Origin of the sequence: Mesonia oceanica, from assembly GCF_902499555.1 — a bacterium.
Taxonomy (GTDB): Bacteria; Bacteroidota; Bacteroidia; order Flavobacteriales; family Flavobacteriaceae; genus Mesonia; species Mesonia oceanica.
Genome location: NZ_CABVMM010000002.1, coordinates 184256 through 199190 on the forward strand (window position 1 = coordinate 184256; position 14935 = coordinate 199190).

Annotated in this window: 9 protein-coding genes; 8 read left to right on the top strand and 1 reads right to left on the bottom strand. The window is 41.3% G+C overall.

Features of this window, described 5'->3' with window-relative positions; translation table 11 throughout:
* Positions 1 to 802 precede the first annotated feature (802 nt).
* Positions 803 to 3214: a phosphocholine-specific phospholipase C gene (locus FVB9532_RS02730; RefSeq protein WP_150543686.1), complete on the bottom strand. Its 2412-nt coding sequence runs from the start codon at positions 3212 to 3214 to the stop codon at positions 803 to 805.
* A 680-nt stretch (positions 3215 to 3894) separates the two neighbouring features.
* Between FVB9532_RS02730 and FVB9532_RS02735 the strand changes: the two genes are divergently transcribed.
* The 8 genes from FVB9532_RS02735 (at position 3895) to FVB9532_RS02770 (ending at position 14931) form a co-directional block, all read left to right on the top strand.
* Positions 3895 to 4245, top strand: coding sequence for a hypothetical protein (locus FVB9532_RS02735; protein WP_150543687.1), 351 nt, complete (start codon positions 3895 to 3897; stop codon positions 4243 to 4245).
* A 2-nt stretch (positions 4246 to 4247) separates the two neighbouring features.
* On the top strand, positions 4248 to 5114 hold the full coding sequence (locus tag FVB9532_RS02740; protein WP_150543688.1) for a hypothetical protein: 867 nt from the start codon (positions 4248 to 4250) through the stop codon (positions 5112 to 5114).
* Entirely contained in the window at positions 5115 to 6242 is a 1128-nt protein-coding gene (locus tag FVB9532_RS02745) for an adenylosuccinate synthetase (protein WP_150543689.1), read from the top strand.
* Positions 6243 to 6351: 109 nt separating this feature from the next.
* Positions 6352 to 7392 (top strand): SMI1/KNR4 family protein, encoded by a 1041-nt coding sequence (locus tag FVB9532_RS02750; RefSeq protein ID WP_150543690.1) that lies wholly within the window; start codon positions 6352 to 6354, stop codon positions 7390 to 7392.
* Between the two features lie 90 nt (positions 7393 to 7482).
* Positions 7483 to 10044: a hypothetical protein gene (locus tag FVB9532_RS02755; protein ID WP_150543691.1), complete on the top strand. Its 2562-nt coding sequence runs from the start codon at positions 7483 to 7485 to the stop codon at positions 10042 to 10044.
* Positions 10045 to 10047: 3 nt separating this feature from the next.
* Positions 10048 to 10704 carry a DUF1266 domain-containing protein gene (locus FVB9532_RS02760; protein WP_150543692.1) on the top strand — a complete coding sequence of 219 codons (657 nt, stop codon included), beginning with the start codon at positions 10048 to 10050 and terminating at the stop codon, positions 10702 to 10704.
* A 2-nt stretch (positions 10705 to 10706) separates the two neighbouring features.
* Positions 10707 to 12950 (top strand): hypothetical protein, encoded by a 2244-nt coding sequence (locus tag FVB9532_RS02765; RefSeq protein WP_150543693.1) that lies wholly within the window; start codon positions 10707 to 10709, stop codon positions 12948 to 12950.
* A 16-nt stretch (positions 12951 to 12966) separates the two neighbouring features.
* Complete coding sequence (locus FVB9532_RS02770; RefSeq protein ID WP_150543694.1) at positions 12967 to 14931, top strand: ATP-binding protein; 1965 nt, start codon at positions 12967 to 12969, stop codon at positions 14929 to 14931.
* The last annotated feature ends 4 nt before the right edge of the window (positions 14932 to 14935 follow it).

Here is a 14935-nt window from a genome sequence, read left to right on the forward strand (position 1 = left end):
ACCGTTTTCAGGGATATTGAATTTTAGGAGAATTCGAATTCAAGGAAAACCAAAATAGAATTATGTTTGGAGTACGTGCTAAAATTTATATTGCAAGAGGAATAAAAAACAGATATATAAAAAGTGTATTAGAAGACTAAATTGATGTATTTTTTTAAAGTTTGATATTATAATCTGTATAATTGGAGTAAAAGAAACAATTCGACTCTAGATATACCAGTTTTTTTTTTGCAAACAATTTGCAAACACCTCTTTTTTTAACTTAATTAAACTCATTCTCAATCTATTTGTCAAATTTTGAATCCATTTATTTTGATTTCACATGGTTTAATCGTTAGTTCTATCTCTTTATCATTGAAATTGTCAAACTTTGTTTTTAAGGTGTGTTTTAATTCGATTAAATATATTCAAACATATTGAGGCTAAAATCAAATCATAGGTAGAATAATACAAACAGCCACCTGTAGCTCTGGATTTTCTTTTCTGAATTGTGGAGAGGTATAATATTCTCACATAAATGGATGAGCCGGATGGTTGAGACCACCAAAACCGGAGAATTTGAACTATTCAATAATTGGTGTTTGTGATTTGAAGTTCTGACTTTTGTGTGGTGTTGGAGGCTGCTCAATTTTATCCGGAGAAGGTGGTATACTAATTCCGGCGTTTCCAAAAGAGAGGGAAGTTGGTCGGAATTTTACACGTTGTGCGAAGCAATCGGTCCTGAAATTCAAAACCTCCGGGATCCCTGGAGGTTTTGCACTCTGATTATCAAGGTCATGTTTTAAATTTCAATGTAATACGATCAGATCACACCTCCCATCAATGGATCTGTAGTGCTTACTTTGCCATTTTCAACATGACCGGCAAATCGTTGCTCAAATGAAGGATATCCTTCTATGGTAATACTGTGATCATACCATCCGGCACTGCTTGCTACGTTCAGGGAAAATGTTTTGGTATTTTTCTTAAGATTGAACTGGAATGCCTCCCTTTTATAGGCATTATCCACAATGGTTATCTGCAATTTTTCATTGGTCGGGTTCTGGATTGTCCATTGCAGTTCAGTAGTGGAACCAATTTGATGGACAGCTATCTCGAGGTCTGAAAGCTCACCCATGCTTCCTTTGAACTCCCTATAAAAACCATTGGGGGCATATGCCTTTAAATGATAGTCATTGGAAGCCTGCTTTACGGGATACGAAAGTTTCTCTCCTTCGGTGACCGTGAAATCATAACAAGATCTTTTTGCATTGTTCACCAAAGCTTTAAGGTCATAGACCTGAAATGGAGCCGCTATCTTTTTGGTTCTGGACAGTCCCGCATGACACCTTATCATCAATTCCACTGCCTTGGTATCCTTTTGGGTTTTACAGTTCAATGACAAATTATAGGGTATGGCACAGGCAGGTTTGGTGCCTTTTTCCTGTTCTGGCACTCTTTCCAGTAGTTTGTTGGATTTTTGAAGATTTCGAACATCAGAATCGCTCAACATTATATAATCGCTGGGGAGTTGCTTTTCTTTTGCCATATAGATTTGTTCGATATATTCATTTCTATCAACTCTAAGACCATCTTTTGGAGGTATATCATCGGCTGCTCTGAATATTGAGGTAAGATTTCCACATACCGCTCTTCTCCAGGTCCCAATATTTTCCTCAATGACTTTTTTGCCAGTTTTCTTTTCTATAAAATGTTCCAAGAACTGTAAAGATGATGTATGATCGAACACTTCGCTGTTCACGAACCCGCCTTTTGACCATGGGGAAGCTACGACCATAGGAACCCTAAAACCAAGCCCAAGATTGTCCTTTCCTTCCACAAACTCTTCTTCTGTTGGAATATTTGTGGTGGCCCCGGTTGCATCGTCCCCCTGTTTTGGGGCCACAAAAGGTGGAATATGATCAAAATACCCGTCATTTTCATCATAGGTGACAATGAAAATGGTTTTTTTCCATTGTTCGGGGTTCTTGGTCAAGATATCCAAGGCTTCTGATACGTACCAAGCTCCGAACCAAGGTGATCCAGGGTGATCGGAAAACGCGCAGGGAGCCACCAACCAAGACACGGTGGGTAAAGTACCCTTGTTGACATCTTCCCTGAACTGATGAAGCACATCACCCTTAGGGACATTCACTGTTTTGCCCTCAAATTCCAAGGTTTCCAATTCTCGGTAATCATTGGTTCTATTATTGGTGATAAATGCTTTATGGTGAATCGCTTTTTCATGCTCGCTCAACTTTTCAAAGTTGGCTTCGCTGTACGTGTCAAGGTCATTTTTCAACTTGTCGATTTCCCCAAGGATCTCCTCCAACTCTTTACCTTCCAGCTTTCCAGATGCATGCAACTCCATCAGTTTTTTTAGCTCCTGTTGCATAAACTTGCGATGTTCTGGGTGAAAACGGACATTATATTGCTTTATGAATTCCAGGTCGTTATCGGTGAAATTGGCCAGCCAATAGCCTTCTTCCTCTGTGAAACCCGTGGGAATGCTCAACTCATTTTGATACACGCCCCAAGAGATTCCAGCTTTTTCCAAGCGTTCCGGATATGTTTTCCAACTTACATTTTTAAAATCGATCATACCATTATCGATATGTGCCTTGGATGCAGGGTTGTGTGCATCTTCACGAACCGTTCCTGCCCAAAAATAATTTCGGTTTGGACTGGTTCCTGTCAACGTGGAACAAAAATTTTGGTCGCATACAGTGAAGGCATCTGCAAGGGCGTAGTAAAATGGAAGATCTGCCCTGTCGTAAAACCCCATGGTAAGAGGTAGGGCAGCATAATCTAGGTTGCCAGATTTCTTGGCCTCGAGCCATTTGTCCATTTTTCCCCCGTTACGTGCTGCAACCATATCCTTCCAACCGTGGGGAAGAGATCCCATCCAAGTGGATTTTGTGTTTTTTATGTCTAAATGGAACGGCAGGGCAGTTTCGCCCAAGGAGTTACGTTGATACCAAACAGGTAGTCCTGTTGGTAGATCAATGGCCCTAGGGTCATTAAAACCCCGGACCCCCTTTAAACTCCCGTAGCAATGATCAAAGGATCTATTCTCCTGCATCAAAAAAACAATATGCTCTGCATTCAAATAAGTGGTTCCTGGATCAGGACTGATTGCCATTGCTCTGGCAATGGATTGTGGCACTGTCCCTGTAATTGCTGTAGCCCCTGCTAAAAGAGATGCTTTTTTTATAAAAGACCTTCTTGATTCCATTGTGTAAGTAGTTGGATTGATTATTCCAGGAATAAATGTAAGCCGAAGTCCATATTACTTCTGTTACTTAAACATTAAGCTTATGGAAATACTTGGCAACCTGAAGTATTTTTTGTGAGCTTCGTCAAAGCTACAAAACAATTGTAATACATAGTTTATCATTTGATTGTCCCCGCTTGTGCGCAATTGTATCGCGTGCCTACTTATAACCAACGGGCATGTTAAAATCTTAAGGCCCTAACCCGATAGCGCAGACTTGAGGTCCGTGCCCAGTCCTCCCCACTGCGCAAAATCTCCTGACTTTGAGCGAGCTATTTCCCCTTGCACGACATAGAACATTTGTAAAGCCTAATCTAGTACTGAGCGTAGCCGAGTGGCTAAAAGGATGAGCTCAAATCAAACCAGCTTTTTTGACGAAACTTTTACAATGTCAAGTTTTGAGTTTAAAGTAAGAACAGGAACCGCAAATGAAAGGAGGTGCTACTACTTCTTTTGTGACTAAAACACAACGTCAAATAAAACAAAGTGCGTGTGATACAACCGTTAAATACAACATATACTTATTGATGCCTATACGTATAAATTACAAATACAGTGATTAAACCCTTAACTGAAAATTCCCCGGATTCAGGGATAATAATTCGCAAATTGAATAGTTAACTTTGTAAGAAATCACAACTATGGAAGATCATAAACAACACGCCGCTTTTTTAGACTCTTTAAAGCGCAACCACGATAAAATACGAGACGACCGCGCTCATGCTATTGCAGAAGATGCACAGTTGATGTACAAACGGGAAACCGAAGATTTGGCCCTGTTTTTAAAGCGCTTAAAGCGCGAACAAGAGAATATGCTTGATATGAGCCCTACAGATGCCAATAGTCTGGTATTAGCTTCAGATTTTGATGCTAAGAATTATGTTGCTAAAGACCTAGAAATGGCGGTTAAAATAAGAAACTTAGAAATCAAATTAGAACTGGCCAAGAAGCGCTACGCGTATTTATTTGGTGGTAAAATAGAAGAACTATAATTATGGGAGGAGGAAGATTTAGTAACGAAGCTTACGAACAGTTAAGAAGATCTAAAGGATATCAAAACAAGTCTCGCGAAGAGATATTTACCGCAAGAAGCATCGATCCGGAAATGGATCCTGCCCAAGCACTTGTACGCGAATCTAGAGATTCTGAAGAGCATCCGGAGTCCCTTTCTATTATCGTAGGTTTAGATGTGACCGGCAGTATGGGCTTTGTGCCTGAGCTTATTGTAAAAGAAGCCTTGCCAGACCTTATCGGTTCACTTATGGAAGCCGGGATAGCGCATCCCCAAGTATTGTTTATGGGACTGGGCGATTTTGTTTACGATAGTGCCCCGTTGCAAGTAGGTCAATTTGAGTCTTCGGCAGAATTGTTAGACCGCTGGTTAACCCGTGTATATCTAGAAGGCGGCGGTGGCGGTAACAATCAGGAAGGCTATAACCTGGCACATCTCTTTGCAGCCCGACATACCGCAATAGACTGTTGGGAAAAAAGAAAGCAAAAAGGTTTTTTATTTACGATAGGGGACGAGCCTGTATTTAAAGACCTTCCGGCAGAAATTATTCGTAAATACACCTGTACCAACGAAGCTGCAAGCATGAGTACAGAAGCGATTATAAAAGAAGCACAAGAAAAATACAACGTGTATCACATTCATTTAGAGCATAATGAATGGTCTAAAAAGGATATACGAAAAGGAAACTGGAACGAATTGCTGGGGGAAAACTTTATCGAGTTATCTGATTATAAACGCGTAGCCAAGCGTATTGCTGAAGTGGTGATTCAAAATCATTTGCCTGCTGCAACATCTTCAGGAAACACCAGTTCGTCGCATTCAGATATTGATGTAGAAAATATGCTATAAATGCCAAAGTGCAGCATAGTTATAGATTTAGGTTTTGGCGATGCCGGAAAAGGGGCGACCACCCATTTTCTGGCATCACAACAACCTGAAGAAAGTTTGGTGGTTCGCTTTTCAGGAGGGCATCAGGTGGGGCATACCGTAACTACCAGAGAGCTTGAACATACCTTTAGTAATTTTGGGTCAGGAACCCTGCAGGGAGTTCCTACTTATTATAGCGCGCATACGACGCTTTTTCCACCGGCCATTTTGCAAGAAGGGAATTACCTAAAAGCCTACCAGCCCAAGTTGTATGTGCATCCATTGGCTAAGATCACCACCATCTATGATATTGCCTATAATCGCGTTGTAGAAAAACAGCAAGGTCATGGCTCTTGCGGTTTAGGTTTTGGGGCAACTATAGCCCGGGATCGGGATGAGGTTTATTTCTATGCGAACGATTTACAATTTCCGTGGGTAATTCAGCAGCGCTTACAGAGTATTCAGAACTTTTACCAAAGCAAAATAGCGCAGCAACCTCAAGCCGTTCAAGAGTATTATGCAGACGAATTGCAGCACTATGACGAAGCGTATTTTATAGAAAGCTGCCTTAACATCAAGTCTTTTTACGAGATCGCACAATTAGCGCAGCTAGCAGACACCTATCAACATTTTATTTTTGAAGGCAGTCAGGGTATTTTGCTAGATACCCAACACGGTTTTCATCCGCATACCACCTGGAGTGCAACCACTTCTAAAAACGCTATTGAGCTTATTTTAACTGAACTGAGCGATGCCCAGATCACTATGTATTACGTGACCCGTTGTTACCAAACCCGGCACGGCAACGGCCCGATGAGCAGTACAACTCCCGTAACCTTAATAAATAACGCTCATGAAGCCAATGTAACCAATGAGTTTCAGGGGGAGTTTAGAACGCGCGCTTTAGATCCAGACTTGCTCAATTATGCATTGAGTTGTGATGCCATTCATCAGCAAGACCTATCCCTCACCAAAAATTTAGTCGTCACCTGTTTAGATCAGTTGCCAGATTTTTCCGTAGAACATTTACTGGAGCAACTTTCCATTTCGTTTACCAAAGTCTACGGCAGTTTTGGACCTCGTCTGGAACATATAAAAATACTCAAGTAGTATTTCTTCAAACGCTTTTGGTACTTCCTAATTTTCAAAATCACCCTTTTCAGGGATACATGGCAAGCCATTCTCCAATACCTTCGTTTTCTTAAAAAATGAAGCTATTATGAACAGTACAATTGCCTATAACGAGGACATACATCACAAGAAATGGGAGGATTTTTATTTTGAACCCATTAGCATAACCACGCTTCCTGAGCTTACAGATCCTGAAAGTTATAAGAACAGTTTTACCTTTAGAGATGCCCTATTAACGGCCTTTGAAAAGCTCTCTGGCAAAAAAGTTTTAAAACTGTTGCTAATTACGCCCGATCTGAACACCAATGCTCATTTTTACGGTGTTGCTTATTTAGAAGGTAAAGAAATACACACCGCAACCATTCAGCAGACCGCAATTTTTAAGCAGTGGTATGCTTGTATCAACGATGATGAGGAAGATCTGGCCAAGCCAAAATTATTCAACTTTTCAAGCAATAGCTATAGTTACAGCCCAATTACTATCCAAAAGCACGGGCAGATTTTTGAAGCAACGGGAGAATTTATCGCCGATGCGATTCCGAATGCATTTATTGCAGAACAATTAGCCCAAGAAAAAGCCGATTTTATACAGCCTTTTATTCAGTTAGCGGCCGATTATGATTTTGAAGCAATAAAAGCAAATTTTGAAAAACTGGTTGCCAAAAACGCGTGGAAGGTGATTCCCCCAGCCGATAATCAAAAGCTTTATGCCGAATTTGAAGCAGAAGCGGGTTTTGCAGTTCCACAGCTGCTTAAAGATTTTTTAAGCCTTCACAACGGCATTGAAAACACCCGTTTTTTAAGCGCAGCATCTATGCTAAAAGAGTGGAGAGACTGGCAAAGCGTATATACCGAATGGACGCAAGAAGAATTGTTAGATACCTACAGCACCAATGAAGGGAAGACGTTGTTGATGTACACCACACCTTATTGGATTCCGTTTTTCGATTTGTACAACGGTAATTTTATCGCTTTAGATTTTGCACCTACAGAAAAGGGAATTCCTGGACAGGTCATACGCTTTGGTGCCGATCAGGAAATTGGATATCAGGAAGCCGAAAGTTTAAATGCTTTTTTAGAAGAACTATTGGATTCTGAGGAATTTGAAGAGTTTGAAGACGAGTACTAAGCCTGCTTAACCGATCGAATTCAATAAAAAACAGGTATCGACTTTCGCAACTTAGCCGGTGTGAACTCTAAATAAAACAAACTTAAAATCGTGGATGATAATTTGAATAACGCGAGTGCTTCAGCACTCTTTAACGATCGAATTTTACCCAAGCTGGATCTTTCAGATTTAGAAACTGCCGAGCAGCAAGCTTTGCTGCAGGTGCTGCAATTGATGAATGCCGAAGATTCCCCTTCTTATTTAGAACTAAAAGAAAATCTGGGAAATCAAGCTATAACTCCTGACTTTTCAGCAGCTTTATCCCAACAGATTTATCAGCATCCTGAAATTTATGCCGATGAAGCTCAGGGGTTTGATTGGGTAGCTTCTTGGCTTCCTTTACTGAAAAACGGATTTTTCCCAGATGAACAGCATACCGAAAAACTTCTTGAATTTCTTTATTTTGGATTGGCATTTTTACAGTCAGAAAAAATTTCTGAAGAAAGGCAAGCACAGGTTTTTGAAGTCTTGTCGGTATTGATTCATAGTCAATCTGAAGCTTCCTTACCGGTAGCGCGTTTTTTACTCCATCGCGCTTTTGATCTTCGCGATTACCAGACGTCGCATTTTTTAGTGCAACAGTGTTTAAGCTTCAAATTATTGACCGAAACCTATTTTGCCAAAGACGAGAACGAGGTTTTACAGGAATTCCCATTTAGAATTAACGCCATTTTTGTTGAACATTTTTATACAGGCAGTTGGGAGTTGCTCCTGGAAAGTATACATCAGGTTTTACCGGTAAGTATACCAGGTAAACCGGGAGCTTACGAAGTTTTAAAACCTTGGTTAAGCGAAGAGTTGGCGTCGTTTTATGCAGCAAATGAGGATTGGGCCATACACGCCCATCAACGCTTGGTAGAGCGCGTACTTTTTACAGAAGATGAAAGTTTTGAGTATCTGAATCTTCACACCGCAGCGGGGAAATACCCGTTGATTACTGCGTTTGCCGAGAAAGAATGGGACGAAAGTGACGTGTTGCTGTTCAGTTTAAAAGATAAAAACATTCCTTTAGCACAAACAGAAGCGGGCTTTTACAAACTGCAAGATTGGTTATTGGCCAATAAGGGAACCAATTTTAACCGGGAGGCTTTTGATAATTACGGGAAAGCCGTTTTCGCAGTAAATAGTGCCCGTGAATTGCCGGTAAAGTCAATTTCACTCTGGTTTGAGATGTGTAATGCTGCTCAAAAGAATTTGCGACAAAAAGCCTATTTCAACGAGGTGTTTTCGCATTTGCTTACTGACTGGCAAACCAAAAAAATGCCCGTAATGAGCAAAGACGGGAATGCGTTTCAAGTCACCGGGATGTATGTGCTTACTCATGTGTTGGGTGAGCTTACTTCCCTTAAAGATGGGTTGCCTGCCTATCAAGCTTCAGGCTTGGCAGATCCATTAAATCAGTTTTTACTGCTTTGTCTTTACGATTTCCGCAGCAATTTAAAAGAACAGATCAGTGAAGAACGTAACGCTGTTTTATACGATTATCTAATAAGCATAGCCTATTCTGCAAGAGAAACAAAACCCTATTTACGAGAAACCGGAGTACAGCTTTGTGTTGAAATTTTAACGACAGTTTATAAGCATACCCAAACCTTTGCCCAAGTGAATGAGATTGCATCATTAAAGAATCTTCACAGCAGCGTTGTAGCCCAATGCGAGGATTTTGCAAAATTTCACTACGTAAATGATGAAACCGACTTGACGCCACAAATCATCCAAAATTGGTATTTGTTTTTAAATGAGTATTACTACAGCCTGGGGAAAGAGTTTTTATGGGTAGATGCGGTATTGAAATCTCAGGGAGCGCGTTTAGCAGCTTATTTTAATGCAGAAGAGAAGGGGAGTTTTCCTGATGAGATACTGTATAGACTGTATAAATTTTTAAAAATGTGCAGTAAAGGTTCTGATTCTTATTCTGAATTGGGCAGCATAGGTTCAGCCATAGCGACGCATATTAGTCATGTGCTACACGACTTAAAACCCGAGAAGTTGTCTAAAAATGTGGTGAAAATTTTATACGACTACATCAACGGTCCAGAGATTAATGCCTTCCATCAAATGCAATTAGAAAATGAGATTCTTCCGTTCTACGCCTATTATTTTCAAGAAGAAAAAACCACCAAAACACTAAGTGAGGAGGAAGACGCAGCACTAGAAGAAGAACGAATTGATGATGACGTCGAAGAAGAAGAAACAGCAAAAGAACCAGCAGCTATCGCATTCGATTCTGAAACGCCACTGAGTAAAGAAGTTTTAGAGCAGGTGATTGTAGGGCTTTCCAACTACCAAAACTCCGGAATAGCGAGCAGTGTTTACCAGACATTTCTAGCGAAAAATAAGGCTGAACTAAAAGCCTTGTTAGAAGAAGATACCGCACTTAAAATGAACATGTATCAGGTATTGTACCTATTGATTATCGACCTGGAAGCCGCTCCCGGGAGTGCTTATGAAGCTTATGGAAATCTGGGTAGAAGCCTTTTTGTGACGCTGGTCAAAGGTTCTTCTATGGCATTAAGCTATACACAAGGGCTGGAAATGATGGCGGCCTCTGGTGCATATCCCGAAAAACTCACCCAGGCTTTACAACACGTAGTGACCGATTTAAACGCATAACCGATGAATACAGAAGAAATCACACCCCAAATCCAGAAGCAATTGAACTTTTCGGCTTTGCTTTTAAAAAAACATTCCAATGAAGTAGATCTAGAAAGTTGGTTTGGCTTCAACCCGATGAACGAGTGGCACATTAAATCTGCAAAACGCCTGCTCAAGTATTACGGCATCCATTCAGGCTTGCACCTGCGCAGTGCGCTGTTTGAATATGAAACGGGGATGAGAGTTTCTGCTCCTTTTGAAAAGTTAGCAGCGAGCTTGCGTCTGGATACCACCAGCAGTTTTGAAACCAAATACAACGCACTGAACAATGTAACCCAAGAGCATCAATACACGCTTGCTTGGAAATATAGATTCAGCCTAAAAGATCAAAAACTAAAAGGCTATGAACTTGCGAAATATGTGTTCTTAATGCGCTTGGGAGGGATTTTGAATTATATGGAATTCGAGGAGATTAGCTTACGCTTAAGTGATGTAGAAGCCCTTCTTAAAAACACATTTGATAGCTGGGGAGCCTTTCACCGCAATGTGTGTATTGGAGATGAATTTATAAACGGACGCGGCGAGCAGGATTTAAGCTCCTATCCCGGAATATTAACCCTTTGGGAATGTTACCAGCGTATGCACATCAACTATCCCCACTGGTTTAAAGAATGGTAATTATGGAATTGACACGAGAAGAAGTACTTAAACATATTACAGCGGCCGAAGAAGCCTATACCCAGCGACTCCATCATCAATTAGAATCGCATATTGTGGTGATTCAAGAGAATTTTGATGCGTTAGGAGCACAGGATCAAGCCATTTGTATTCGGTTTTATCGGTTGTATATGCGCTTTCTAACGCTTTTTGAAGCGGTAGATGTAGCCACGATGCAAACCTACCTGGAAGCCTTGGAAAATGAAGGCGTGGTAGAAGCTTCAGATTATGAATTGATCTGCAGTTTTTACCATAAATGTCCGCAAGAATTGTATGAAAAAGCACTGATGGCGTATTCGTATAACGAAACTTTACACCTTCATTATGCTTTAAAATTGAAGCACGAACAGCGTTTTGAAGAAGCTGTAGAAGTGCTTAAATACGTTTTAGAATGTTATCCGGGCGCTACCGAAGTGCGTTTCTTGTTATGGGAAATCGAACAGGAATATTTAGATGAATTATGCCATACTGAACAAGAGGTTGACGCAACAGCGCTACTTGATTTGGCTTCAGCTACACACAATACAACTGTATTAAAAGGCTTGGAACTGGACCCGCGATTATCAAAAGCAGAAGGCTACCACGTTCAAATTCAATTGGCGATTTGGCAAAACAGATCGGTAGCGGTTCGGGACCAATGGCGAGCGGAGTGGAAGTTTGTAGAATTGGCAACTAAAACCCGCAACCTACTGGCCGATTATGCCAAAGCCTTTATGATGTATGATATGGTTGCAGAAGTGTTGTCATTTCCCGAAGCTCCCGAGTTTCCGGCCGAAGATTTTAACGACTTTTCAGACTATAGCGACTATATGCAAGCCCTTACCCATGCAGGTTGGCAACGGGCACAGCATCACTATTTACTCATAGGGAAGTCCTGTTATTTCTATTCTAAAGACTTGAAGAAAATGGCATATTGCCTGCAACAAGGCTTAGAACTGCATCCTAAAAATCCGTTACTGTTAGAATTGAAGGGAAAATTCTTCTTCTTTCAAGCCGAATATCCACAAGCGGCAGAAGCCTTTAATGAGGCCTTTAGACAAGGCCTTTCGGCCACCGATTATTTACAAACTATGATGGATTTGAATGATCGGGTAAATGATCCTAAGGCTATTTTACAGGTGGTGAATCAGTTTCATCAGCGGCATTTTCCCAATGCTAAAAGCACGTGTTTTAGAGGAATAGCATTGCTCAAACTGGGGCTGGTAGCAGAAGCCTTAAGCGTTTTTAATGAAGGGATTGAAGATTATCAGCAGTCAGCATTTCACGCCTGGATGTACTACTGGCGCGCGGTGATTCATCGTAAAAATAAGAACTACGAGCTTTTCTTTCAGGACATCGAACGCGAAGTGCAATTTTACGAATTGGGAAGCAGCGATTACTGCAATTCCATGAACCTGAGTATGGAAGTGCTTTTTGAAATGGGCGATTATGAAAAATGCTACCAGTATGCCTGTTATTGCCACGAGCAAGGTCGATTAGATCCAGAACTTTATCCCGTATTTCAGTGGTTGTGTTTTTATGATTTTAAAGAAAATCCCGAGGGGCTTCGTCCCGCCTCAGAAGGTGATTTGGTTCCCGATCCCGAGACGTATATTGATTACCGAAACAATGGCTTGGTGTATTGGATCATAGGAAACGAGGCCGCAGCAGCAAAGTCTCTGGTAGTTGCAGCCCAAAATTCACCCGATGCAGGCGTCTATTATAAGTTGGCGTTTAGCGCTTCACGAGAAGCTTTAGATGATCACCAACTGAGCCTGGACATTTATGAGGAAATAAAAGCTCAGGTTCCCGAAGCCCGAATCTGGGAAGTAGATCATCCCTATCCCGCGTTACTGAGTGCCGCCAAGCATCATGAACAAGCGACAGCAGCCTGTTTAAATTTAATAGCTTCTTATCCTTACCGCGCTTTTTTCGATTATCCTCGAGATATTAATTACCTTGCGCAAGCTCTTAAAAAAAGTGCCCAAGGAGCAGAAAATATGACCGATTTTATAAGATATAGTGCGATGCTCTTAAGCACAGAAAATCCAGAGGAAAACCATTTAAAAGAGCAGCATCAAATGGTGAAAGACTTTTTTAAAGATCAACTCTTTTTAAGGCACAACCTTCTGGAAGCTGCCTCTCGTTTTGAACAGCCTTTAGAAGCAGTAGAGGCTCAGGATTTAGCGCATTTAAAATCCCGTTTAATAGCCACATATTTCTCCTGATGCCCAACCTGTTGTAATGCTAAAAATTCTAACATACCGGTTTGTCCTTGTGCTTGGTTGTCTGGTACTCACTCAGGGAATTTTAGGGCAAGAAGTCCCTACTCCTAAAATAGATTCCCTGGCTACTCTTTATCGGGAATATTTAAATACCCAACCCGAGCGGGCCCAAAAAGCCGCTACCCAATGGCTTAAGCTTGCTCAGACCAAGCAGTTAAGCCTTCAAGAGGCACGGGCACATTACGCATTGGGGAACCTGGGAAACATCACGGGAGATTACAAGAGCACGGTATTTCACGCGCAGCAAACTATTAAGCTCTTAACGAAGAATAAGGTAGAAAATGGACTCGCAGCGTGTTACAACCTGTTGGCTTTGGGGTATAAAAACCTGGGTGACTACCCTAAGGCCATGGATGGCTTTGTCAAATGCTTAAGCTATGCTGAAGCTCAAAACGATGAGCAACAGGAAGCCAACGCATACCAAAATATAGCTACCCTTTACGTATTGCAAAACGATTATATAAAAGCTTCAGAAAGTTTAGACCGGGCAGCTCATTTGTATCGGGAATTAAAAGACGATGATGGGGTGCTAACCACCTTGTTCAATTTTGCTAATATTTTAAAAGAAAAAGGCAAATTTGACGAAGCCCGAAAGCATTACCAGACGGTATTAAATTACCGGGAGCGTGAGGGAAATAAAGCGGTTATAGCCTATGTTCATATGAACCTTTCGCAGATGCTTGTGGAAGAAAAACGCTATGCCGAAGCGGTGGTTTCCTTAAAAAAAACGCTGCGGCTTTTAAAAGAACTTCAGTTTCAGTCAGATATCGCTATTGTATTGAATGACTTGGGACTTTCTGAAAGCAAACTGGGCAACACGCAGGAAGCCATTGATTATTTTGAGCAGGCATTAAAAATCGGGGAAGCACAATCATTGCTTCAGTACAATGCAGAAATCTATAAAAACCTGTCCCAGCTCTATCAGGATCAGGGAGCTTATAAACAAGCCCTTGAGAATTACGACAAAGGGGTAAAACTTACCACAACACAAAACTCGCTGGATAAAGAAAAGTACGTGGCCAAACTGCAGGAACGCTACGAAACGCAGTTAAAAGAAACCCGCATTAAACTTCTGGAAAATGAGCAAAAGCTTAGCGAGGCCGAATTGCAAAAGACCGCACTGAAGTTAAAACGCCAGCGTATTGTACGTAATGCATTTATTGCCGGTTTTGTTTTGGTCTTGATTACCTTGATCCTGCTGCGCCTCTTTTACATCCAGCGGCTGCGTGTTCAAAAAGAGTTGAGCTCACAGCAGGAAGAAAATGCGAGACAGCGTATCAACCAAATGATCAAAGATCATAAGCTTTCTGTAATAGAGCGGTATCAGGAAGGGCAGGAGGAAGAGCGTTCCCGGCTCGCGCGTGAGATTCACGACGGTATAGGTAGCGATCTGGCCGGTATAAAAATCGCTTTGGAGCATTATTTAGAAGGAGCTGCAGAACAACCCAAGGCAAAACGTTTATTAGAAGCGATTAGTAATGCCTGTATGGATGTACGCGGACTGTCACATCAACTGCATCCGTTGCCGTTTTCAAAAATAGGCTTTAGTAGTTTTCTCAATGATTTTATTGAACAGATCACTCAAAAAACCGAATTGACCATCCAAACTTTTTTCTTTCCGGAAGAAGAAATTGATGAATTGCCCGATGCGCTACTGGCCGATGCGTATCGTATTGTACAAGAATTGATCAACAATATCCTGAAACACGCCGAAGCTACCCGGGCAGAAGTACAGCTCACCAAACACCAAGACCATCTTAATATTGTGATTAACGATAACGGAAAAGGCTTTCAGAAAACCAAAAAACAAGGAATTGGACTCCGCAACATCCGCGAGCGCTTACAAAAAGTAAACGGAAGTTTAGATATAGACAGCGGCTCGGGAAGCGGAACGTCTATAACCCTTGATATACCTCTAAATTAAAACT

Coding starts and splice junctions, on each gene's coding strand:
- FVB9532_RS02770 (WP_150543694.1), top strand. CDS start 12,967: ATGCTAAAAATTCTAACATACCGGTTTGTCCTTGTGCTTGGTTGTCTG.
- FVB9532_RS02735 (WP_150543687.1), top strand. CDS start 3,895: ATGGAAGATCATAAACAACACGCCGCTTTTTTAGACTCTTTAAAGCGC.
- FVB9532_RS02765 (WP_150543693.1), top strand. CDS start 10,707: ATGGAATTGACACGAGAAGAAGTACTTAAACATATTACAGCGGCCGAA.
- FVB9532_RS02740 (WP_150543688.1), top strand. CDS start 4,248: ATGGGAGGAGGAAGATTTAGTAACGAAGCTTACGAACAGTTAAGAAGA.
- FVB9532_RS02760 (WP_150543692.1), top strand. CDS start 10,048: ATGAATACAGAAGAAATCACACCCCAAATCCAGAAGCAATTGAACTTT.
- FVB9532_RS02730 (WP_150543686.1), bottom strand. CDS start 3,214: ATGGAATCAAGAAGGTCTTTTATAAAAAAAGCATCTCTTTTAGCAGGG.
- FVB9532_RS02745 (WP_150543689.1), top strand. CDS start 5,115: ATGCCAAAGTGCAGCATAGTTATAGATTTAGGTTTTGGCGATGCCGGA.
- FVB9532_RS02750 (WP_150543690.1), top strand. CDS start 6,352: ATGAACAGTACAATTGCCTATAACGAGGACATACATCACAAGAAATGG.